We start from the raw sequence: 22,393 nt of genomic DNA on the forward strand, positions 1-22,393 counted from the left end.
CCGGCGGCTCGGGGTTCGTTGCCTCGCCCCTTCATGCCGGCACCTCCGCGAGGGACCGCGCCTCGGCCACCTGCGCGAGCCAGGTGCGCCCGTCCTCGCCGGCGACCCGGATCCGGATCGCCTCGTCGATGACCTCCGCGCCGCGGCGGATCGCCGCCTCCGTGTCCGGGCCGGTCACCGCCACCAGGCCGAGCCGGTCCCAGTTGTCGCGCAGCGCGTGCACGGTGTCGCCGGGCTTGGCCGTGACGCGCACGTCGAGCACGCCCTCCCGCGCCGCGGCGTCGGCGACGCCCTCCACCGACTCGACCCGCCCCGGCTCGCTCACCAGGGAGCGCACGCTGGCCCCCGCGTGCGCCTCCGGCCGGTCCGGCAGCTCGGGGACCAGCCGGAACGGCCAGCCAAGGGCATACTCGATCAGGTCGATGCCGTACGCCCCGCGCACGAGCTCCGGGATCATGTCGCCGGCGACGCGGTTGTGGCTCTCGATGACCACCGGGCCGTGCGGGCCGAGCCGCAGCTCTGTGTGCGTCACGCCGTCCCTGAGACCGATCAGGTCGAGGAAGCGGCACACGCTCGCGCGGATCCGCTCCCGCACCGGCTCGTCCAGCCGGGCGGGCACGGCGTGGCCGAGCTCGGCGAACCGGTCGGGGTGCACGAACTTCTCGGTGATCGCCACCACGACGTGGCGGCCCGCGAAGCTGAACGCCTCGACGCTGAACTCCGGCCCCTCGACGTACTGCTCCATGAGGAAGTCCTGCAGGAGGAACATGGTGGAGACCCGGTCGGTGCGGGTGCCGCGCAGCCCTTCCACCGCGGCCCAGACCCGCTCGGCGTCCTCCGGTCCTGCGACGCGGTGGACGCCGATGCTCGCGGTCGCGTCGGCCGGCTTGACGATGAACGGATAGCCGTGGGCGGCGCCGAAGGCGTCCAGGTCCTCGCGGCGCAGGAGCGGCGCGGCGGCCACCGCGGAGGGGTCGAGCTCCGCGCCCGGAACCGACGCGAGGTGACGGCGCATGGCCAGTTTGTCGCGGAACCTCCGGGTGACCTCATAACCGGTGCCGCCCAGGCCGAACAGGTCGTTGACCCGTCCCGCGTTCTCCAGCCCGGGCTCGGTGATCGACAGCGCGACGCGGAACCCAGGCTCCCGCCACAGCCGCCTGGCGACGGGCTCGACCGCCGCCCAGTCGGTGTAGTCGAGCACGCGCAGGACGTCGGCGAGCTCCTCCTGCTCGGCGCTGACCTTGGTGGGGTGCTGGAGCAGCAGGACGGTCAGCCCGAGCTCCTTGGCCTTGCGCACGGTCTCGTCGGTGGCGCCGACTATCAGGACCGTGCTGTCCGGATTCATCGATCCACTCCTTTCGTCGGGGGGTCGGGGCAGGTCGGCTCCGGCCGTACGGGCCGGGACGCCGCCGCGTGGCGCGGACACGGTGCCGGCTGGGGCGAGGACGCGCGCGCCGGCGGGCACGTCGTCGAGGACGAGCGCCCGCGCCCCGATGACGGCGTCGTCCCCCACGCGCACCGGGCCGAGAACGGTCGCCCCGGCGCCCAGCACCACACGGGCTCCGATCACCGGGTGCCGCCGTTCCCCGTCCGCGCGGAGGTTGTCGCGCCACCAGCCGACCGCCCCGAGGGTCACCTGGTGGTAGATGGTCACGTCGTCGCCCACGACCGCGGTCTCCCCGATCACCACGGCCGCGCCGTGGTCGACGAAGACCCTGCGTCCCAGCTCCGCGCCCGGATGGATCTCCACTCCGGTGACGTGGCGTGCGAGGAGCATCAGCAGCCGGGCCGGCAGCCGCCTGCCACGCCGGTGCAGCCGGTGGGCGATCCGGTGCAGCCACAGTGCAGGCAGCACCGGGTGCAGCAACGCCTCCTTCCGGTCGCGTACGGACGGGTCCCGTTCGACGATCGTCCGCAGGTCCTCGGCCAGGAGACGCGGCAGTCTCACCGGCCGTTCGCTTCCCGGGGGCGGCGGAGAAGACCTGAAATCGGCACGCGGCATCTTCGCCTCCTCACATTCACCTCGGCGAATGAACCATGAATGGAGCCCGGATTCATGGGATGGCAGCCCGCCACTGGCCTGGAGATCCTCCACGGCCATTTCCGGGAGAGTGAATTACGGACCCTTTTTCCTCGGTTATTGGGTAAGCGTGCTTGCCCTGGAACCACCAGGTCAACCCCTACCCGGCCGGCCGTCGACCGGTATCCGGCGGGCCGGCGACCCCCGGCGGACAGACGCCGTACCGAATTCTCCGAGCCCACGGCGGCATTTCCCCGGAGTCGAGGGGGTCCGAAAACATGTACGCGCCGGCCCGGAACAGACCGGCGCGGCAAAAAGAAAAGCCCGCCCCCCCCACACGGCACAGGGCGGGCGCGGCGAACGGCTCAGCCGCGGATACAGCCGGTGCCTGACGGCACGGCCCGGGCACGAGTGGCCGACAGCTCAGCGGACGCGGGCGGCTGACGGCTGAGGACGCGGAGACGGGCCGGGGCCCGGGGTTGGGGGGTGACTGAGGGCTCTGGCCGGGGTGGAGGCGGCTGACGCGGTCAGGCGCGGGTGTGGGTGGCGAACGGGGTGCGAGCGGGCGTGATGGTGGCGCGGTGTCCGGCGAGGGCCTCGTCGAAGCGGGTCCAGACGAGGGCGGCCAGGTCGTCGTCCACGCCGAGGGGCGGGCTGACCAGGTCAGCGCCGCTGTTCAGCAGCCGGTCGTGGAAGAACCCGGGCGCGAGCAGGTAGGAGGCGACGGCGACGCGCGGGGCGAGGCCCGCCCTGGTGCGTTCCAGCGCCTCGGCGAGCGTGGGCGTCCCGGCCGAGGCGAACGCGGCCGTGACGGGACGCGAGAGCCGTACGGAAAGGAGCCGGGCCGCGGCGCGGACGTCGTCCAGAGCGGCGGGGTCGGACGAGCCGGCCGCGCCCAGGATGACGGCGTCGCAGGGCCGCAGGCCGGCCACGGCCAGGCGGCGTGCCAGCACCGAGGTCAGCAGCCGGTGCGGCCCGAGCTGCCCGGCGACGACCGCGTCGGGCCGGGTGCGGGCGACGACGGCGGGCAGGTCGATGTGCGCGTGGTATCCCCCGGCGAGCAGCATGGGGACCACCACGACGGGCCCGGCCACCCCCGACAGCACGTCGGACAGCAGCGGCGAGCTGATCTCCAGGAAGCCCAGCTCGACCGCCGAGCCCGGCCTGGCGCGGCGCACGCGGGCCGCCAGGGAGTCCATGACCGACTCCCAGTGGCCGCTGCGTGCCCCGTGCGCGGCCATCACCAGGGTCGGGGTCATCGTTCGTCCCGGCCGCAGGCGAGGCGGTAGCCGCGCTTGACGACGGTCTCGACGATGCCCGAGGGACCGAGCGCCCGGCGCAGGCGGGTGATGGCCATCTCCACCGCGTGCTCGGCCGAGTCGCGCGAGGGGCCGCCGGGCAGCACGACCCGCAGGTCGGCCCGGTTGACGACGTGCCCGGGGCGCTCGGCGAGCCGCTTCAGCACGGCCATCGGAGCGGGCGGCAGCGGCTTGAGCTCGCCGTCGACCACCACGGCGTGACCGCGGATCTCCAGCTCGTGCCCGCCCGCGACGAGCCGCGTGACGCCGCTTTCCGGCAGGTGGCGGGCGAGGATCCGGGCGAGCGCGCCGAGACGGGCACGCTCGGGCTGGACGGCCCGCACGCCGCGCTGGGTGAGCGGCCCGGCCGTGACCGGGCCGACGCAGGCCGCCACCACACGGCTGCCGAACGCCGCGAGCAGCGCGTCCTCCAGCCCGTCGGCGCGGGCCGCGCCCAGCATGGCCAGCACGGCGGGCGCGCTGGTGAAGGCCACCGCGTCCACCGACCCGGTGATCGCCTGGCTGATCAGGCGGCGCAGCGGCGAGGTGTCGCGGTAGGGCAGCCACCGGTAGACCGGCACCTCGATCACCTCCGCGCCCGCCTTCCGCAGCGCCGCGACGAAGCTGTCCAGCGGTTCGCCGTGGAGCTGTACGGCGATGCGGCGGCCGTGCAGGTCCTGCGCGAGCAGATACTCCTTGACCTCCTCGCACGACTCCGTGGCCGGCGTCCAGAAGTCCACCAGGCCGGCCGCGCGGACGGCTCCGCGCGCCTTGGGGCCGCGGGCGAGCAGCCGCGCGTTGGCGAGGTGCGCGTTCAGGTCGGCGGACAGGCCCCAGCCCTCCGCCGCCGCCATCCACCCGCGGAACCCCACCCCGGTGGTGATGACCACGTCGTCGACGGGCGCCTCCAGACAGGCCCGGGTCGCGGCGAGCAGCCCGGCGTCCTCCGCGAGCGGCACGATGCGGATCGCGGGCGCCCGCACGACCCGGGCGCCACGCCGTTCGAGGAGCGCGGCCAGCTCCTCGCTGCGGCGGGTCGCCGTCACCCCGATCGTGAACCCTGCCAGCGCGTCCGGCGCGGTCTCCAGGCTCATCGGGGTCTCGTCCAGCAGCGCGGTCATACCACGCTCACCTCCACGGTTCCATGTGTGACCCGAATGGGATAGGTCGGCACGGCTACGCCCGGGTCGTCGACGCAGACGCCGGTGACCAGGGAGAACACCTGCTTGTGCATGGGCGACGCCACGGTCGGCTCACCGTTCCTGGTGCCGACGATGCCCCGGGACATGACGTACGCCCCGCTGAACGGGTCGAGGTTGCCCAGGGCGTACAGGGCGCCGTCGAAGGTGCGGAAGACCGCCACCTGCCGGTCGCCGACGAGCACCGCCGCACCCCGCTCGGGCAGCAGGTCGGTGTAGGAGCAGACCGGGGTCCAGTGGCCGGCAAGGGCCGGCATCTCGTCGAGGATGGTCATCTGCGGGTCACCTCCAGTGGAATCAGCACCGGCTTGATCTGGTCGCGCTCGGTCTCGAAGGAGATCGAGGGGTCGGGAACGCCGGGGGCGTTGACGAAGCTCACGAAGCGGCGCAGTTTGTCGGGGTCCTCGATGGTGGCGCGCCACTCGTCGACGTACGTGGACACGTGCCGTTCCATCTGCGCGTCGAGTTCGGCGCAGATGCCGAGCGAGTCCTCCATGATCACCTCACGGAGGTAGTCGAGCCCGCCGTCGAGGTTCTCCAGCCAGGCGGCGGTGCGCTGGAGCCGGTCGGCGGTGCGGATGTAGAACATCAGGAACCGGTCGATCGTCCTGACCAGGTCGTCGGTGGACAGGTCGGACGCGAGCAGGTCGGCGTGGCGGGGCTTGAAGCCGCCGTTGCCACCCACGTAGAGGTTCCAGCCCTGCTCGGTCGCGATGATGCCGAAGTCCTTCGACCTGGCCTCCGCGCACTCCCGGGCGCAGCCGGAGACGGCCGACTTCAGCTTGTGCGGCGAGCGCAGCCCCCGGTAGCGCAGCTCCAGGGCGATGGCCAGGCCCACCGAGTCCTGCACGCCGTAGCGGCACCAGGTGGACCCGACGCAGGACTTCACCGTCCGCAGCGCCTTGCCGTACGCGTGACCGGACTCGAAGCCGGCGTCGACGAGGCGGCGCCAGATGGCCGGAAGCTGCTCGACCCGGGCCCCGAGCAGGTCGATGCGCTGCGCTCCGGTGATCTTCGTGTAGAGCCCGAACTCTCGGGCCACCTCGCCGATGACGATGAGCTTGTCCGGGGTGATCTCGCCGCCCGGGATGCGGGGGACGACCGAGTAGGTGCCGTTCTTCTGGATGTTGGCCAGGAACTGGTCGTTGGTGTCCTGCAGCGCGGCCTGCTCGCCGTCGAGGATGTGGCCGCGGCCGAGGGAGGCGAGGATCGAGGCGACCGCGGGCTTGCAGATGTCGCAGCCGCGGCCGGTGCCGTGCTCGGCGATGAGCTGGGAGAACGTCGTGATCCCCCGGACGTTGACGATATCGAACAGCTCGGCCCTGCTGTGCGGGAAGTGCTCGCACAGCGCCTTGCCGACGTCGACGCCCGACTTCACCAGGATCTGCTTGAGCATCGGCACGCAGCTTCCGCAGGTGGTGCCGGCGCGGGTGCAGTCCTTGATGCCCTGGACGTCGGTGAGGCCCTTGTCGGCGATGGCCTCGCAGATCCTCCCCTTGGTGACGTTGTTGCAGGAGCAGACCTGCGCGTCGTCGGGCAGGTCGACCGACGCCTTGCCCGCGCCGGCGAACAGCAGGTCGCTCGGCGCGCCGGGCAGCGGCTTGCCGACGAACGGCCGCAGCGCGTTGTAGGGGGCGGCGTCGCCGACGCAGATGCCGCCGAGCAGGGTCTTGGCGTCGTCGCTGATGAACAGCCGCTTGTAGACGCCCCCGACGGGGTCCATGTAGGTGACGTCGAGCGCGCCCGACATGGCGCCGAACTGGGCCACCTCCACGCCGAGCAGCTTGAGCTTGGTGGACATGTCGGCGCCGGTGAAGGCGGCCTGCCCGTCGAGGATCCGTTCGGCGGCCACCTCCGCCTGGGTGTTGCAGGGCCCGACGAGGCCGTAGATCATGCCTCCGGCCAGGGCGCACTCGCCGATCGCGTAGATGTGCTCGTCGGAGGTGCGCATGCCCTCGTCGACCACGATGCCGCCGCGCTCGCCGACCTCCAGGCCGCAGGCGCGGGCGAGCTCGTCGCGCGGCCGGATGCCGGCCGAGAAGACCACGACCTGCGCCTCGATCGCCTCGCCGTCGGGCTTCACGAGCGACGCGACCCGGCCGTCCGGGCCCGCCTCGATCGACCTCACGCCCGCGCCCGTGTGGATGGTCAGCCCGAGCCCCTCGATGTGCCCGCGCAGCACCGAGCCGCCGCCCTCGTCCACCTGGCGGGGCATGAGCCAGCCGCTCATCTCGATGACGTGGGTGTCGAGGCCGAGCCCGCGCAGGGCGTCGGCCGCCTCCAGGCCGAGCAGGCCGCCGCCGATGACGACGCCCGCGCGGGCGTCGCGCGACGCGTCCCTGATGGCGTCCAGGTCGTCGATCGTCCGGTAGACGAAGCAGCCCGGCAGGTCCCGGCCCGGCACCGGCGGCACGAACGGCGCCGACCCGGTGGCCAGCACCAGCACGTCGTACGGCTCGCTGTCGCCGGCGTCGGTGGTGACGGTGCGGTTCGCACGGTCGATCGCGGTGACGCGGACGCCGGTCCTGACCGTGACGCCGTCCGGCACCGGATAGGTGAGGTCTTCGACGCTCTTGCCGCTGAGGTAGGAGGTGAGCGCCACCCTGTCGTAGGCCGGGCGGGGCTCCTCCCCGAAAACGGTCACCGTGCCGTCGAAGCCCCGGCCGGCGAGCGTCTCGATCAGGCGGTGTGCCGTCGGGCCGTGACCGACAACGACGAGTCTCATGCCCTTACGGTCCTTCATGCGCTCACACCTTCCTGCTCACACAGCCAGCCGACGATGCCCTCGACCGCGTCGCGGCAACTGCCGCAGCCGGTGGTGGCCCTCGTCGCGGCGGCCACGGCCTCCACGTTCCGCGCGCCGGACTCCCAGCACGCTCTGATCTGGCCCTTCGTCACGTTGTTGCACTGGCAGACCCGCGCGGAGTCGGGCATCCGGGTGGGGCTGTCGGCCACCGCCGCGCCGCCCATGCCCGCGAGGTCGGGGAACAGCAGCCCGGTGCGGTCGCCGGGCAGGGGGCCTCCCCGGTCGAAGAGCTGGGTCAGGGTGCCCACCGCGGAGGTCTCGCCCAGCAGGATCGCGCCGACCAGCCGGCCGTCGCGGATGACGAGCTTGCGGTAGGTGCCCTTGTGCCGGTGGGAGAAGCGGACGATCTCCGCCTCGTCCTCCGTCAGCTGGGTCTCCCCCATCGCCGCGAGCTCCACGCTCCTGGCCTTGAGCCGGGTGACCAGCCGCGAGCCCCGGTAGCGTGCGCCCTTGTCGGCGCCGGTCACGAGGTCGGCCACGACCGACGCCTGCTCCCACCCGGGGGCGACCAGCCCGTAGACGAGGCCCGCGTGCTGGGCGCACTCCCCGATCGCGAAGATCGACGGGTCGTCGGTGCGCAGCTCGTCGTCCACGACGACGCCGCGCTCGACCTCAAGCCCCGCGTCGCGGGCGAGCCCGACGACCGGGCGCACCCCGCAGGCCAGCACGACCAGGTCGGCGTCGATCAGCTCGCCGCCGGCCAGTCCGACGTGCCGCTCGCGGATCGCGCTCACGGTGACGCCCGTGCGGATGGCGACGCCGAGCGCGCCGAGCGTCTCGCGCAGGATCAGCCCGGCCTCCTCGTCGAGCTGGCGCTCCATCAGGTGACCGGCGAGGTGCAGCAGCGTCACCGGGACGCCCCGCCCCGCCAGGCCCCGCGCGGCCTCGATGCCGAGCAGCCCGCCGCCGACCACGACCGCGCTGCGGGCGCTCTCGGCGGCCTCCCTGATCCGCTCGCAGTCGTCCAGCGTGCGGAATGCCGTCGCCCGCTCCACGCCGGGGATCGGCGGCACGATCGGCTCGCTGCCGGTGGCGAGCACGAGCACGTCGTACGGCTCGCGCGTCCCGTCGGCGGCGATCACCGTCTGACAGTCCCGGTCGATGGCGGTGACCGGGACGCCGAGGCGGGCGGTCACGCCGTGGTCGGCGTACCAGCGGGAGTCGAGCAGCCGGACCTGGTCCGGGCTCGACGTGCCGGCCACCACGTTCGACAGCAGCACCCGGTTGTACGGCTGCCACGCCTCGGCGCCGAACACCGTGATCTTCACGTTCTTGTCCCGGGCGCGGACCTCGCTCACCAGGCGCGAGCCCGCCATCCCGTTCCCCACCACGACGAGCCTCACGCGACACGCTCCCCGTCTTCGGCGCACCGCTCGATGGCGGCGGCGCAGACCTTGAACTCCGGCATGCGCGACATCGGGTCGAGCGCCGGGTTGGTGAGCAGGTTGACGCCCTCCCAGTGGAACGGCATGAACAACGTGTCCGGCCGGATCGAGGTGTTCACCCGGGCCACGCCCTCGGCGGCGCCTCGGCGGCTGCGCACCCGGACGCGGTCGCCGGGGGCGACTCCCAGCCGCTCGGCGAGGTCCGGGTGCAGCTCCACGAACACCTCGGGCGACGCCTGCGTCAGCGGGCGGATGCGGCGTGTCTGCGCCCCCGACTGATAGTGGGCGAGCACCCGGCCCGACGTGAGGTAGAGCGGGAACTCCTCGTCCACGTCCTCGGCGGGCGGGCGGTGCTCCACCGGCACCAGGCGGGCCCGGCCGTCGGGGGTCGCGAAGCGGTCGAGGAAGGGCCGCGGGGTTCCGGGGTGCGGGCCGGCGCTGTCGTCCCCCGTGCCGGGGCAGGGCCAGAACACGCCGGTCTCGGCCGCGATGCGCTCGTAGGTGATGCCGGAGTAGTCGGCGACGCCTCCGGCGGAGGCCCGGCGCAGCTCGTCGAAGACCGTGCGCGGGTCGGCGGGGAACTTCTCGCCGCAGCCGAGCCGCTCGGCGAGGCCCCGCAGGATCTCCAGGTCGCTGCGGGCGCCCGGAGGGGGCGCGGCGGCCTGGCGGCGCAGCAGCACCCGGCCCTCCAGGTTGGTCATCGTGCCCGCCTCCTCGGCCCACTGGGTCGTGGGCAGCACGACGTGGGCCATGGCCGCCGTCTCCGACAGCACGAAGTCGGAGACCACGAGCAGGTCGAGCGCGCCCAGCCGCCCGGCGACGTGCCCGGCGCGCGGCGCGGAGACGACGGGGTTGGAGCCGAACAGCAGCAGCGCCTTCGGGCCCTCCGGTGTGCCGAGCGCGTCGAACAGCTCGTACGCCGACCGGCCGGGACCGGGCAGGTCGTCGGGGTCGATCCCCCACACGGCGGCGACGTGCGCCCGCGCCGCCGGGTCGTCGATCTTGCGGTAGCCGGGGAGCTGGTCGGCCTTCTGGCCGTGCTCCCTGCCGCCCTGGCCGTTGCCCTGGCCGGTCACGCAGCCGTAGCCGGAGCCCTCACGGCCGGGCAGCCCGAGTGTGAGCGCCAGGTTGACGAACGCGGTGACGGTGTCGGTGCCCTTGGCGTGCTGCTCGGCGCCCCGGCCGGTCAGCACCATCGCGCGCTCGGCCTCGCCGAGGATCCGTACGGCCTCGCGCATCCGCGCGACCGGGACGCCGGTGACGCGCTCCACCCGCTCGGGCCACCAGGCCGACACGGAGGTGCGCACCTCCTCGAAGCCGGTCGTGCGGGCGGCCAGGTAGTCCAGGTCGGCGTACCCGTCGGCGATCGCGATGTGCAGCAGGCCGAGCGCGAGCGCGAGGTCGGTGCCGGGGGTGACCTGCAGGTGCAGGTCGGCCATCTTGGCGGTCTGGGTGACGCGCGGGTCGACGACGACGAGCCTGCCGCCGCCGGACCGCATGGCGCTCAGGTGGCGTACGAAGGGAGGCATGGTCTCGGCGACGTTGCCCCCGGCGAACAGCACGGCGCCGGCGCGGGCGATGTCGGTGATCGGGAACGGCAGTCCCCGGTCCATGCCGAAGGCCCGGTTGACCGCGCTGGCCGCCGACGACATGCAGAACCTGCCGTTGTAGTCGATCTGGCTGGTCCGCAGCGCGACCCTGGCGAACTTGCCGAGCTGGTAGGCCTTCTCGTTGGTCAGCCCGCCGCCGCCGAACACCGCCACGGCGTCCGGCCCGTGCGCGGCCCTGATGGCCTCGATCCGCTCGGCGACGTAGTCGAGCGCCTCGTCCCAGCTCACCGGGCTGCCGTGCATCAGCGGGGTGGTGAGCCGTTCGGGCGAGGTCAGCAGTTCGGCCGCCGTCCAGCCCTTCTGGCACAGGCCGCCGGCGTTGGCCGGGATGTCCTCTCGCGGGGTGATCTCTCCTTTCGCGACGTACATGCCGCACTGGAGGGCGCAGTAGGGGCAGTGGGTGGCCGAGCCCACGGTCGTGCCCGCGGTGGCCTGTGACATCACAGGTCCGGGAGCGTGCAGTGAGATCGGCATGGATCCGATGGTGCTGACAGGCGGTTTCACCGCTGGGTCCCTTCTGTTACCGCTGTGCTACAAGGCGCCAACCGCGCTAACTCCGGCGAGCGCGGCGTGTGAGAGACCCCGTCGTCTCGAAAGCTCACTTGTGCTGTCGCCGCTTGTGAGGCGTCGGTCCGGAAAAGGCGGGCGCCGTGACCGGCGCCCGCGAGTGGGTGCGTGTGGCCGGGCTCAGACCCGGGCCGCCGCGAGGCTCGGCGCCGTCTTCGCGCCGAGAGTGCGCATGTAGCAGAACCAGGTCAGCCCGAAGCAGAGGATGTAGAAGGCGGCGAAGGCCGCGAGCGCGGCCCCCGCACCGCCGGTCGCGGAGATGGAGCTGCCGAACCCGCGGTTGATGAAGAACCCGCCGTACGCGCCGATCGCGGAGATGAACCCGATGGCCGCCGAGGCGTCGCGCTTGCCGGTCGCCAGCGCCTCCTCGTACGCGGGGGTGCCGGGCTCGACGCCTGCCACCGCCTTCGCCCGGAAGATCGCCGGGATCATCCGGTAGGTGGAGCCGTTGCCGACCCCGGCCGTGCCGATCAGCAGCATGAAGGCCGCGAAGAACAGCGGGAAGCTGTGCACGGACATGGCCTGCCAGACGAGCAGGACCGAGACGGCCATCGCGGCGAAGTTCCAGAACGTCACCGCGGCGCCGCCGAGGCGGTCCGACAGCCAGCCGCCGACCGGCCGGATGAGCGACCCGACCAGCGGGCCGAGGAACGCCAGCGAGGTGAGCGCGGTGTGCTCGGGGAACTGCGACTTGATGAGCAGCGGGAACGCGGTCGAGTAGCCGATGAACGAGCCGAACGTACCGATGTAGAGGACCGACATGATCCAGGTCTGCGCCCGGCCGGCCGCCTTGACCATCTCCCTCGGCTCGGCCTTGGCCGAGGTGAGGTTGTCCATGCAGAAGTACGCGCCGACGGCCGCGGCGAGGATGAACGGCACCCAGAACAACCCGGCCGCGGCCAGCCCGAACCCGGCGATGACCAGCGGCATCAGCAGCTGCACGGAGCTGACGCCGACGTTGCCGCCGGCGGCGTTCAGGCCGAGTGCGGCGCCCTGCCGGCTCTGCGGGTAGAAGTAGGTGATGTTGGCCATGCTGGAGGCGAAGTTGCCGCCGCCGAGCCCGGCCGTCGCCGCGATCACCAGGAAGGCCCAGTAGGGCGTGCCCGGGTCGTTCACCGCCACCGCGAGCAGGACGGCGGGCACCAGCAGCAGCAGCGCGCTGACCACCGTCCAGTTGCGGCCGCCGAACCGCGCGGGCGCGAAGGTGTAGGGGATGCGCAGCGTGGAGCCGACCAGGTTGGGCAGCGAGACGATCCAGAAGAGCTGGTCGGTGGAGAACTTGTAGGCGCCGAGCTTGACCGCGACGATGCTCCAGACGGTCCACAGTGTGAAGCCCAGGTGCTCGGCCAGGATCGAGAACACCAGGTTCCGCCGGGCCACCTTCTTGCCGGTGCTCTCCCAGAACACCGGATCGTCCGGTCGCCAGTCACCGATCCAGCGGCCCTTCCGATTTTCCTCCGGGGCCGTGCGCGCCGCCTGCGTCGCCGTCATCGCTCCTCCTGCGTCCTTGTCGCCTGGGGCCGGTAACCGAAACTAGGAAGAGCGCGTTACGCACTTTGACCATGGGTGACCGTGCGGCCGTTACATGTGTCGCACCCGCGAAACATGCAATCCACACGCATAACGGACGCAACATCCGGTTAACACGGACTCCTCTCCCGATAGGACCGCGTTACGTCCATGTGACCTCCGTCCCACTCGCCGCCATCACGCATGGTCAGCACGCCCGCGACCCGCGCGCAGGGCATTTCGGGATATTTCCGCGATCGCGGTCGTGCCATTCCGTGACCGGACTGCGGCGTTTTCCGCCGCGGCATGGCACGGACATTTCGGTTGACATGTGACCGGTTTTCGCTCGCAGGAATATCCGCGGCGGGGAAAGGGGATATCGATGCCGCCTCCCGCCGTACGAGGGCCCCCCGAGGGCCCCGCGCACTCGGGGAGGACGGATGTCTGCGGTCTCGCGCCGCGCGTTTCTTTCGACGGGGCTCCTTTGGTCGGCGTGCCTGCCGGCGGCGATGCTGACCGCGCAGAGCGGGCTCGTCGCGGCGGCGAAGCCGGTCTGGGCCGGGGGCGGCCCGCGTCCGCCGCGCGTCTACACCCGGTCGGACTGGAAGGCCGATCCGCCCAGGAGCAAGGCCGAGGTGCTCGACCGCGCGCCCGACCGTCTCGTCGTCCACCACACGGCGACGGCGAACACGGACGCGACCGACCTCGACGCGGCCTTCCGGCTGTCCCGGACCATCCAGCGCTACCACATGAAGCACAACGGCTGGGAGGACATCGGCGAGCAGTTCACCGTCAGCCGGGGCGGATACATCATGGAGGGCCGCAACCGCTCGCTGCCTGCCGTCGAGGCCGGCAAGCACGTGATGGGCGCGCAGGCGGCCGACCACAACGACCACACGCTGGGCATCGAGACCGAGGGAACCTACACCTCCACCCTGCCCCCGGCCCGCCAGCTGTCCGCGCTCACCGCGCTGCTGGCCTGGCTGTGCGACGTCTACGAGCTCGACCCGCACGAGGCCATCATCGGCCACCGCGACCTCAACCGGACCGCCTGCCCGGGCGACCGCCTCTACGCGTACCTGCCCCGGCTGCGGGACGACGTCGCGCGCCGCCTGGGCGAGCGCGGGGGGCGGGACGGGCCCCCGCCTCCGCGGCTCGCGCTGCCCGGCGATCAGGCGCTGGACGCCGTGCTCGTCGGCGACCTGCCGCTGGAGCACGGTCCCGCCCTGGGCCCGCACGACCTGGCCTACTGACCACGACCTGGCCTACTGACAAGGCCCCACGGAAACGGCACGGGCGGCTCCCCTTCGGAGGGGAGCCGCCCGTGCCGTACGGCCGGGTCAGAGGCGCTCGACGTTCGGCCCCCGGCAGCGGTTGCGCGTGTCGAACACGAAGGCGCTCTCGCGCTGGACGAGTTCGTAGTCGAAACAGTCGTGGTCGGTGAGGACCACGACCGCGTCCGCCGCCGCGATCTCCCGCGGCGACGCCTCGGCGATCGCCACCCCCTCGGGCACGAGGGCGAGGTCGACGTGCGGATCGGCCGCGCGCACGTCCGCGCCCAGCTTGCGCAGGTGCCTGGCCACCTCGATCGCCGGGGACTCCCGGCAGTCGCCCGTGTTCTTCTTGTACGACAGGCCGAGCAGGAGCACCCGGCTGCCGTTCAGGGCCTTACGCCGGTCGTTCAGCGCCAGCACCAGCCGGTCGGCGACGTGCGCGGGCATGTGGTCGTTGACGTCGTTGGCCAACTCCACGAACCGGAAGTTGTGCCCCAGGCTGCGCTTGACCTTCCAGGACAGGTATGACGGGTCGATCGGCAGGCAGTGCCCGCCCACGCCCGGCCCGGGGGTGAAGCTCATGTAGCCGAACGGCTTGGTCGAGGCGGCGTCGATGGCCTCCCATACGTCGATCCCGAGCTGCCTGGCGAAGATGGAAAGCTCGTTGACCAGGGCGATGTTCACGTGCCTGAAGGTGTTCTCCAGAAGCTTGCACAGCTCGGCCACCTGTGGCGAGGACACGGGGACGACCCGCTCGACGACGGCCTCGTAGAAGGCGCGGACCCTTGCGAGGGCGGCGGCGTCGAGACCGGAGACGACCTTCGGCGTGTTCTCCAGCCGCCACTGCGTGTTGCCGGGATCGATCCGCTCGGGGCTGTAGCCGAGGTGGAAGTCGCCGGGGGCGCGCAGGCCCGATCCCTCCTCCAGAATCGGGCGCAGGTACTCCTCCGTCGTCCCCGGATAGGTGGTCGACTCCAGCACCACGGTCGCGCCCGGCCGCAGATAAGGGGCGAGCGACCGGCCGGCCGCCGCGATGTGGCTCAAATCGGGCACGCCGTCGGTCAACGGCGTCGGCACAGTGATCACGCACATGTCGAAGCCCTCGGCATCCGCGTAGTCCGCGCTGGCCCGGTAACGACCCGTCGCATGCGCCGCCGCGAGCGCGTCGTCGCCGATGTCCTCGACGTACGACTGGGCGGCGTTGAGACGCTTGACCCGCCACTCGTCCACCTCGACGCCCACCACGTCGAATCCGGCGTGTACCGCCCGCATGGCCAGTGGCAGGCCCACGTAACCCTGCCCGACCACAACCAGTTTCTCCATCAAGGACCCCCGTCCCTTGTCTTTCACGATGTGCCGTCCTCAGCCGTGACGTCCACGAGCACCTGGATGCGGCGGTGAGGTCGAGGTTGCTCCGCTCGGCCCCACCGCGAATGTCATCGACCTCGCCCGGCACACCACATTGGTCGTCGCGGACTCGCCCGCGCCGCGTACCGGCGACTGCACGGTCGTCAGAGTGCCGGCACCCTGGTCGCGACCGCGCACAGGTGCGGCAACTTACCGCGTGACCGGCGGTGGACAGCGGTGATCGGGCTGAAGGGCATGCGAGCCGCGACTCGTGCGAGATAGCGCAGGTTCACGTCTCCTATGCCCGGCCAGGCCGGCACCTGATACGAGTTGAAATCCAGTGCGGTCACCCAGCGGACGACAAATCCATGACGTTCGATCGTCGTCGCGAGAGTGTTCTTGTCGAACGATCGGACGTGCTGCCGCTGGTGGTAGACAGAATCACAGAACGGGCAGTAGACGTTCTTGTGATCGAGAGTCAGGTCTTCCTCGTTGGGGGTGGTCAAGAATATTGACCCACCTACTTTCACGGCGTCCCGCAGATTGGCGAAGAAATCTTCTTCCTCGTGCTCGGGAATATGCTCGACCGTCTCCAGGCAGGTGACGAGGTCGAATTTGCGATTGAAGTAAGCAGAGCGGGAGTCTCCGGCGAGGCTCGCCCCATGCCAGCCTCTCCTGCCCGAGAGCAGCCTGTTCGCCGCCTCGACCGAGGCCTCGGACCAGTCACATCCCCAGCACTGGCAGCCCGCTCGGATCAGCTGCGCGGCGAGCGCACCGGGCCCGCATCCGTAGTCGAGCACCTCTCCCTGCAGCAGGCCGTTGACCCGGAGGTAACGCGCGACTCCCCTGCCCACTCGTTCAGAGAAGGTCAGCGCCCGATTGTTCTGCCGATAACAGTGATCCCAGAATGCTTTTACCCGCTCGGATGTCCAGTCGTCGGAGGTGATTCTTACCGGCATTCAGGCCCCCCAATTTCTTCACCAAGTGCTCCGGTCGGAGTCTTTCCCCGTCTCCCCGCGACGGACTTGATGGCACACGAACCTAGTGCGGCGTCCCGTGAATTGCACGCAGGCGCGCAGTTCACGCGATCAAGGCGGGTGCCGGAATGAGAGCGGCAGCCCGCGGGCGCTCCGTTCAGGCTGCTTCGTGTACCACCACGTCGATCCCGGGGCGCATCGAACGACTGCCCGCCCGTCTCAGCACCCGTCTCACCGCCCGTCTCACCGCGCGACCCACCGCGCGACCCACCGGCCCGGCGGCCTCACCGGCGTGCACCGGCTTCCACCGCGCGTACGCCGCCGCCGTCCCCGTCGGCACGTGCGACACTCCGGCGCCCGGACGGCAGGCCGGCCCGGCGGCCGACCTCCTCGTACCAGCCGACGATTCGGGCGGCCACGTCCGGCCAACCGAGGTGCGCGGTCGCCCGCCGCCCGCGCTCGGCCATCCCGGCCCGTACGGCGTCATCGTCCAGGATCACCCGCAGGTGGGCGGTCAGGTCGTCCACCGAACCGCTGCGGAAGACACGATAGGCGCCATGGTCCGTGACCACCGGGTCGAGTGTGGCCTCGGAAGACAGGAGCGCGGGAGTGCCGAGCGCGAGGGCCTCGAGAGCGGCCGTGGGCACACCCTCTCCGATGGCGGGCAGCCTGCGCGAGGCCAGAACGAAGACCTGTGCCCTGCTCACCAGCGAGGCGACCTCGTCACGGGGCAGGTGGCCCGCGAGCTCCACTCCCGGCCCGGCCTGGGCGAGCCTTTCGAGCCGGTCCCGTTCCGGCCCTTCGCCGGCGATGACCAGGCGCAGCCCCGGCCGGATGGCGCTGAGCCGCCGGAACGCCGCGATCGTCAGGGCGTGGTTCTTCACGGGCAGGAGAGAGCCCACGCTGACTATCAGGCCGGGTTCCACCGCGGTCCGGGAGCGAATCGCGTCCAGCAGCGGAAGGTCCAGGCCGCTCGACAGCGTACGGATCGCCCGCGCCGGGACTCCGGCCCGACGCAGGTCGGCGGCCGGGCGCGTGCCCAGGGCGACGAACCCGCCGACGCGGCGGAAGGCCCATCGCATGACCATCCTGTGGCGCGTCGTCAGAGCACCGTGCGCGGTGAGCACCAGGGGGATGCCCAGCCGTGCGGCGGCCGGGCCGACCGCGAGCGCCTCCCGATGGTCGCCGTGCAGGTTGACGACGTCGACCCGGCCGAGACGCGGCAGCGCGCGGGCGCACTCCAGGGCGAAGGCAAGGGGGTCGGACCTGCGCGCGACCACGCGAGCCGTCAGGGTCCGCGGCAGGGGCACCTCCAGCGCGCCCGCGGGGACGTCGCCAAGCCGCCTGGCGACCAGCACCTCGTGTCCGAGGGCGAGCTCCTCCCTGACGAGGCACTCGATGTGGCGTTCCTTGCCTCCCGGCTCGGGAGGCAGCCGATATCCGATGTGCAGAATACGCACGTGGACCTCTTCTCGATCGGTTCATGCGAAGTGCCTCCGCCCCGCCGTTCAGGAGCGGGAGGTGGCCGCCGACGCGTTCCCACACCGCCTGCCACGCAGGGCCGAGACCACCCGGCGCGCGTCCCCGAACCGGGGTAGCAGGTCCGCGGCGCCGAGGCCGGCCGCCCGGGCGAACCAGCCGACCTCGACCGCCACCATCGCGCCGTAGCTCAGGGTGGAGGCGAACGCGGCCCCGCGAGCCCCCCACAGCGGGATCAGCACGGCGTTCAGGGCGAGGTTCGACGCGAGGGCGCCAGCGGCGATGGCGGTCATCCTCATCGGACGCCCCAGCCGCACCAGGTACTGCTCCAGGGGCCGCAGCAGCGACCAGGCGACAGCGCCGGGCGCGAGGGCGAGCAGCGGTGTGACGCTCGCCGCGAAGGCCGGGCCGTACACGAGCGGGACCAGCAGTGGCGAGGCGCACGCCAGCGCGCCGACCGCGGCGCAGGAGAGCAGCAGGGTGAGGCGGATCGTCCGTGCCGTCACGTGCCGCGCGTCCGCCTCGTCCCTGACCGCCTGGCGCGACAGCGTGATCTGGGCCAGCGCGTCGGTGGGCACCCGGGACAGCGACAGCAACGAGGTGGCGACCGTGTACAGGCCGACCTCCGCCGGAGTCACGAGAGCGCCCAGGAGCAGCACGTCGACGGTCAGCAGCAGGTGAAGCGCCATCGTCCCGAGGTGATAGCGGCCGGACAGCGCGAGTTGCCTGCGGGCGAGCGCCGCATCGCCGGGTGTGGGGAGGCCGAGTGGCCGTACGAACAACGCGAAGGGCAGGATGGTGGAGACGGTCCAGCACACGACCACGGCGGTCAGGGTGACGGTCCCGGTCACGGCCATGACCAGTATCGGGACGTACTGCACCACGGCGGCAGTCACGACGGACCTGTTGGCGAGGCCGACGCGGCCCTCCAGGAGCGCGATCCCCTTGAGGTTGACCACGGCGACCGCGAACGGCACAGCGAGCAGCGCCATGACCATGAGGGCCGGACTGGGAGCCAGGGACAGCACGGTGACCACGCCGAGCGTGGCCGCTGCGGACGTCAGGCCCAGCGCCAGGCCGAGGATCGCGGCGTTGCCCGCCAGGGGCCGGCGACGCTCCAGGAGTGGCCACAGCGCTATCTGCGACCTCCCGACCGACAGGTGGCCCAGCACGGTCGCGATCCCCGCGGTCGTGGTGACGGTCGCGTAGACGCCCCGCCCCTCGGGCTGCAGGCAGCGGGCGAGGAACACGCCCGCCACCGCGGCCAAGGCCAGCGGGACCGCCTGGCTCGCCATCGTCCGCAGGAGGTTCTTCACATCCGCGTTCACGTCCGCCCCACCGGCCGTGGGAGGCGGCCTGCCCACGTCCGCGGCCCGCGTCACCTCGCGCATCGTGCCGCCAGCAGCCGTTGGTACAGGTCGAGGTGCGCGTCCGTGACGGTCTCCACGTCGAGGTTCTGCCATGCCCAGGCCCGGGCCGCCGCACCGACCGAGGCGGCGAGCACGGGATCATCGAGAAGGCGGCCGATCGCGTCGGCCAGAGCCTGCGGCGACGAGGGGGCCACGAGGACGCCACGGTCCTCGAGCAGCTCCGGCGTGCCCCCCACGGCGGTGGCGACGACCGGCCGGCCCGCCGCCATGGCCTCCATGACGGCGTTGCTCAGGCCCTCCGCCGTCGACGGGAGCACCACCACGTCGGCGCGGGCCAGCAAGCCGTCGGTGTCCTGACGGAAGCCGAGGAAGCGCACGTCCACACCCGCGGCGTCCGCCTGCGCCCGCAGTCGTTCGCGCTCGGGGCCGTCGCCGACGAGCAGGAAGGTGCAGGGCCGGTTGCGCCGGGCGAGCAGGGCGGCCGCCTCGATGAGGAACCGCTGCCCCTTGTTCTCGCTGAGACGAGCCACGCACACCACCACGGGCAGCGCTGTGTCGACGGGCTCGGGCTCGGCCAGGTGGAACGCCGAGGGCGGCAGCCCGTTGTATATCACGCTCACCTTGTGAGCCGGCACGCCCTCGACGGCACGGGTGCCGTCGGCGATGGCCGCCGAGTTGGCGACGACGTGGTCGCTCATCGCGTTCACCATGCGCTCGGCGGCGGAGGTCCACGGTTTCTTCGGTCGCAGGTAGCCCTGCGTGCGCCGGGCGGTGACGATCACCGGGACCTGTGCCAGCCGGGCGGCGGGGGTCCCCAGGAGGTAGCACTCCCACAGGAAGCCGTGCAGCACCTGCGGCCGCAGCTCTTTCAGCAGCGCGACCATCCGTGCGAACGCCACGAGGTTCCTGACCAGCAGCGCCGGACCGCGGGAGCCGCGGGAGAAGCCGAGGTGGTGGACGTCGATGCCGGTGGCGCGCAGGTCCTCCTCGTGCGGGCCGCCCCGGGAGAGGACGAGGACGTGCACCTCGATGCCTCTGTCCCGCAGCCGTTCGGCCAGGAGGCACAACTGCCGTTGCGCGCCGCCGAGACCCAGATGCCCGATGAGGAGCGCGACCCGGCGGATCTTGCCTTCATCTCTAGATGCCATCGACGACCTCAGCTTCGGCGTACGAGTGGGTCAGCGGGGCCCGCGGCGCGTGGCGCGGGCGGGTCCGCGGCGGAGCGGCCGTACGGCCCGGTCCTGGACCAGGAGATGGCCGAGAGCAGGCTCGTGACCATGACGATCGGTATGCGCTGCCGGAAGATGAGGCCGACGTTGGCCATGGTCGTGGCGTACGCGATGGAGCCGGGGACGACGAAAAGCAGGAGGATCAGCAGCAATCTCCGGTCGTACCGCCACAGCCTGCGCGCGCCCAGGAAGGCATGGTAGAGCAGCCAGTACCACAGGAGTGTGTCCACCTTTCCGAGTTGCAGGGCCACGCTTCCGCCCATCCACGGGAACGGGGACAACAGCGTGTAGAGGAGCTTCGGCCCCAGGGCATTCCAGGCGTTCCCACCGTCGTCGAAGACGACGCCGGACCCGCCCTCCGCGTTCGCCAGCCGTACGTGCTCCGACTGCCCGCGGTCGAGCTGGTCCTGCACGACGGCGAACGGTCCCCCCTGGTCGACGCCCTGAAGCACGACGAGGAGCGGCAGCATCAGAACGGCGACGACGACCAGGCTCCGGGGGGACAGCGCCCGCCTGATCCGGGAGACGCCGACCAGCAGCGGCAGCATGCACATGAACACCATGTAGGGGCGCACATTCCACAGGGCCCACAGCAGCGGCCCGAGGGTCAGCACCTTGCGCACCGCGAAACGCTGCAGGTTCGAGGCGGCGATCCCGAGGCAGGCCACCACGAGGAATGCGTTGAAGCCGTCCTTGAACATGTCGGAGGTGTGCAGCAGGAACCCCGGCAGGAACGCCGTGATGACGAGCAGCCGGAACGCCGCCCGCTCGTCGGCGCCCACGAGGCGCGCGAACCGGTAGACGACGACGCACAGCAGGCAGGCGAGCAGCGCCACGACGGCGGTGCAGGCGAGCGGTGCCCGTCCGCCGCACAGGTACATCACGAACGCGAAGATGTTGCACGGCACGGCCACGGACTGGACCGAGCCGAGCTCGCCGGGGCCGACGAAATGGAGGCCCTCGCGTCTCCACAGCTCGACGATCTCGAGGGCGCGCAGCTCGTAGCCGAGGTTGTCGCCGCCGTAATCAAGGCCGTCGGACCGGATGACCAGGACGTGCACGACCAGCCGGACGGCGAAGGCCGCGAGCAGCACGGGCAGCGCACGCCGCGCCACCGGCGCCGCCAGACCGGTATGCACCATCACGACGAGCAGCACCGCGGCGGCGATGACGATGATGTACTCCACCGCGGTCACCCGTTGGTCCCCGTGCAGACCTCACCGTAGAGCTTGTCGAACCACTCGGCCGCGCGGGCGATGTCCACCTGCCCCGCGCTCTCCCTGGCGCCCGCCCGCAGCCGGGCCCGCATGTCCGGCCGCAACGCCTGAAGGATGCCCCCGGCCAGAGCGTCCGCGCTGCCGGGCACGGTGAGCACGCCGTTCTTTCCGGTCTCGATCAGGTCGGACACGCCGCCGACGGCGGTCGACACCACCGGCACCCCCGCCGCCAGCGCCTCCATGACGACGACCGGCAGGCCCTCGTAAGAGGAACTGAGCACCAGGAGGTCGGCAGCGGCGATCAGCCTGCCCGCCTCCGGCACGTGCCCGACGACGCGCACCCGGTCCAGCCCGAGACGGGACACATGCTCGGCCGTCGCGTCGCGCAGCGGCCCGGACCCGGCGAGGAGGAACAGCGCCCGCGGCTCGGCCGCGACGACCTTGGCAGCGGCCTCGACGAGCAGCCGGTGGTTCTTCTGCGGGTGGAAGTTGGCGACGTTCACTATGAGAAGGGCATCGTCCGGAACCGACCACTCGCGCCTCGTGGCCGCGGCCCGCTCGGCCCACTGGCGCTGCCCCGCCACCCGGACACCGTGGACGCAGGTGGACAGACCGCGCCCGCGCCTGCCGGTCCGCGCACGCGCCACCTGGGGCGAGACCGCCACCGTACGGCTGTCCAGCCAGGCGGTCGCCCGGTCCAGCGCCATCGTCACCGTTCGGTATCGCACGTTGTGGACGGTCGAGACCAGGATCGGCCGCGGGTGCCACAGCCGGGACGCCGGGCGCAGCAGCGCCGCGGGCAGTGGGGAGTGCAGGTTGACCACATCCGGACGCAGGCGCCTGACTTCCCGCACGAGGCGCGCCGGACGCAGCAGCCGAAGGCAGGACGACAGGTCGACGACATCGATCCCCGCCGCGCGGAGCCTACCGGTCAGTTCCTCGGTGGAAGCGCTCAGGCACACCACGGTGTACCGATTGGCCGGACGGCCCGCCTGCCGGCGCGAGGCGGCCAGCAGGCGCTCGACGAGGAGCACCTCGGCTCCCCCGACATCGAGCGTTTTTATTACTTCACAGACATTGACACCGCGCATCGCGCTTGGCTCCCT

16 protein-coding genes are annotated in these 22,393 nt (G+C 71.9%); 1 reads left to right on the forward strand and 15 read right to left on the reverse strand.

All coding sequences use genetic code 11. From position 1 onward, the window contains the following. Positions 1-31 precede the first annotated feature (31 nt). The 8 genes from epsC to OHB01_RS33930 all read right to left on the reverse strand — a co-directional run bounded on the left by epsC (position 32) and on the right by OHB01_RS33930 (position 12,376). Positions 32-1,948 carry a serine O-acetyltransferase EpsC gene (gene epsC, locus OHB01_RS33895; protein WP_205830160.1) on the reverse strand — a complete coding sequence of 639 codons (1,917 nt, stop codon included), beginning with the start codon at positions 1,946-1,948 and terminating at the stop codon, positions 32-34. A gap of 599 nt (positions 1,949-2,547) precedes the next feature. Further along, positions 2,548-3,279 (reverse strand): sirohydrochlorin chelatase, encoded by a 732-nt coding sequence (locus OHB01_RS33900; protein ID WP_142647380.1) that lies wholly within the window; start codon positions 3,277-3,279, stop codon positions 2,548-2,550. Beyond that, a complete protein-coding gene (locus OHB01_RS33905; protein WP_142647381.1) occupies positions 3,276-4,439 on the reverse strand; it encodes a uroporphyrinogen-III synthase in 1,164 nt (387 codons plus the stop codon). The genes OHB01_RS33900 and OHB01_RS33905 overlap by 4 nt, the downstream gene beginning before the upstream one ends. Further along, on the reverse strand, positions 4,436-4,792 hold the full coding sequence (gene nirD, locus OHB01_RS33910) for a nitrite reductase small subunit NirD (RefSeq protein ID WP_142647382.1): 357 nt from the start codon (positions 4,790-4,792) through the stop codon (positions 4,436-4,438). Before nirD ends, OHB01_RS33905 begins: the two co-directional genes overlap by 4 nt. Beyond that, complete coding sequence (gene nirB / locus OHB01_RS33915) at positions 4,789-7,242, reverse strand: nitrite reductase large subunit NirB (protein WP_142647383.1); 2,454 nt, start codon at positions 7,240-7,242, stop codon at positions 4,789-4,791. The genes nirD and nirB overlap by 4 nt, the downstream gene beginning before the upstream one ends. Positions 7,243-7,256: 14 nt before the next feature. Then, positions 7,257-8,666 (reverse strand): FAD-dependent oxidoreductase, encoded by a 1,410-nt coding sequence (locus OHB01_RS33920; protein ID WP_142647384.1) that lies wholly within the window; start codon positions 8,664-8,666, stop codon positions 7,257-7,259. After that, positions 8,663-10,759 carry a molybdopterin oxidoreductase family protein gene (locus OHB01_RS33925; RefSeq protein ID WP_328855878.1) on the reverse strand — a complete coding sequence of 699 codons (2,097 nt, stop codon included), beginning with the start codon at positions 10,757-10,759 and terminating at the stop codon, positions 8,663-8,665. The genes OHB01_RS33920 and OHB01_RS33925 overlap by 4 nt, the downstream gene beginning before the upstream one ends. 246 nt (positions 10,760-11,005) lie before the next feature. Beyond that, a complete protein-coding gene (locus OHB01_RS33930; protein WP_142647386.1) occupies positions 11,006-12,376 on the reverse strand; it encodes an MFS transporter in 1,371 nt (456 codons plus the stop codon). Between the two features lie 458 nt (positions 12,377-12,834). On the opposite strand from OHB01_RS33930, the gene OHB01_RS33935 reads away from it, so the two are divergent. After that, entirely contained in the window at positions 12,835-13,647 is an 813-nt protein-coding gene (locus OHB01_RS33935) for a peptidoglycan recognition family protein (protein ID WP_328854516.1), read from the forward strand. 87 nt (positions 13,648-13,734) lie between these two features. Here the strand turns inward: OHB01_RS33935 and OHB01_RS33940 are convergent, their stop codons facing one another. The 7 genes from OHB01_RS33940 to OHB01_RS33970 all read right to left on the reverse strand — a co-directional run bounded on the left by OHB01_RS33940 (position 13,735) and on the right by OHB01_RS33970 (position 22,378). Further along, positions 13,735-14,991, reverse strand: a complete 1,257-nt coding sequence (locus OHB01_RS33940; protein WP_328854517.1) for a nucleotide sugar dehydrogenase — start codon at positions 14,989-14,991, stop codon at positions 13,735-13,737. 188 nt (positions 14,992-15,179) lie between these two features. Further along, a complete protein-coding gene (locus tag OHB01_RS33945; protein ID WP_142647388.1) occupies positions 15,180-15,974 on the reverse strand; it encodes a class I SAM-dependent methyltransferase in 795 nt (264 codons plus the stop codon). A 302-nt stretch (positions 15,975-16,276) separates the two neighbouring features. After that, positions 16,277-17,452 carry a glycosyltransferase family 4 protein gene (locus OHB01_RS33950; RefSeq protein ID WP_142647389.1) on the reverse strand — a complete coding sequence of 392 codons (1,176 nt, stop codon included), beginning with the start codon at positions 17,450-17,452 and terminating at the stop codon, positions 16,277-16,279. A 48-nt stretch (positions 17,453-17,500) separates the two neighbouring features. Continuing rightward, a complete protein-coding gene (locus tag OHB01_RS33955) occupies positions 17,501-18,853 on the reverse strand; it encodes a lipopolysaccharide biosynthesis protein (RefSeq protein WP_328854518.1) in 1,353 nt (450 codons plus the stop codon). Continuing rightward, the gene (locus OHB01_RS33960) at positions 18,850-19,989 is read right to left on the reverse strand and encodes a glycosyltransferase (RefSeq protein ID WP_147942499.1); all 1,140 of its coding nucleotides are present in this window, start codon (positions 19,987-19,989) and stop codon (positions 18,850-18,852) included. Before OHB01_RS33960 ends, OHB01_RS33955 begins: the two co-directional genes overlap by 4 nt. Before the next feature lie 8 nt (positions 19,990-19,997). Next, positions 19,998-21,266 (reverse strand): hypothetical protein, encoded by a 1,269-nt coding sequence (locus tag OHB01_RS33965; protein WP_142647392.1) that lies wholly within the window; start codon positions 21,264-21,266, stop codon positions 19,998-20,000. After that, positions 21,263-22,378 carry a glycosyltransferase gene (locus OHB01_RS33970; RefSeq protein WP_328854519.1) on the reverse strand — a complete coding sequence of 372 codons (1,116 nt, stop codon included), beginning with the start codon at positions 22,376-22,378 and terminating at the stop codon, positions 21,263-21,265. Before OHB01_RS33970 ends, OHB01_RS33965 begins: the two co-directional genes overlap by 4 nt. Positions 22,379-22,393 lie beyond the last annotated feature (15 nt).

The sequence above is a fragment of the Microbispora hainanensis genome (genome assembly GCF_036186745.1).
In the GTDB taxonomy this organism is placed as follows: Bacteria; Actinomycetota; Actinomycetes; order Streptosporangiales; family Streptosporangiaceae; genus Microbispora.

What these genes read in the sequence shown, in the direction of transcription:
- OHB01_RS33945 (WP_142647388.1), bottom strand. Translation starts at nt 15,974, where the DNA reads ATGCCGGTAAGAATCACCTCCGACGACTGGACATCCGAGCGGGTAAAA.
- nirD (WP_142647382.1), bottom strand. Translation starts at nt 4,792, where the DNA reads ATGACCATCCTCGACGAGATGCCGGCCCTTGCCGGCCACTGGACCCCG.
- OHB01_RS33900 (WP_142647380.1), bottom strand. Translation starts at nt 3,279, where the DNA reads ATGACCCCGACCCTGGTGATGGCCGCGCACGGGGCACGCAGCGGCCAC.
- nirB (WP_142647383.1), bottom strand. Translation starts at nt 7,242, where the DNA reads ATGAGACTCGTCGTTGTCGGTCACGGCCCGACGGCACACCGCCTGATC.
- OHB01_RS33935 (WP_328854516.1), top strand. Translation starts at nt 12,835, where the DNA reads ATGTCTGCGGTCTCGCGCCGCGCGTTTCTTTCGACGGGGCTCCTTTGG.
- OHB01_RS33925 (WP_328855878.1), bottom strand. Translation starts at nt 10,759, where the DNA reads ATGTCACAGGCCACCGCGGGCACGACCGTGGGCTCGGCCACCCACTGC.
- OHB01_RS33960 (WP_147942499.1), bottom strand. Translation starts at nt 19,989, where the DNA reads ATGGCATCTAGAGATGAAGGCAAGATCCGCCGGGTCGCGCTCCTCATC.
- OHB01_RS33970 (WP_328854519.1), bottom strand. Translation starts at nt 22,378, where the DNA reads ATGCGCGGTGTCAATGTCTGTGAAGTAATAAAAACGCTCGATGTCGGG.
- OHB01_RS33940 (WP_328854517.1), bottom strand. Translation starts at nt 14,991, where the DNA reads ATGGAGAAACTGGTTGTGGTCGGGCAGGGTTACGTGGGCCTGCCACTG.
- OHB01_RS33930 (WP_142647386.1), bottom strand. Translation starts at nt 12,376, where the DNA reads ATGACGGCGACGCAGGCGGCGCGCACGGCCCCGGAGGAAAATCGGAAG.
- OHB01_RS33905 (WP_142647381.1), bottom strand. Translation starts at nt 4,439, where the DNA reads ATGACCGCGCTGCTGGACGAGACCCCGATGAGCCTGGAGACCGCGCCG.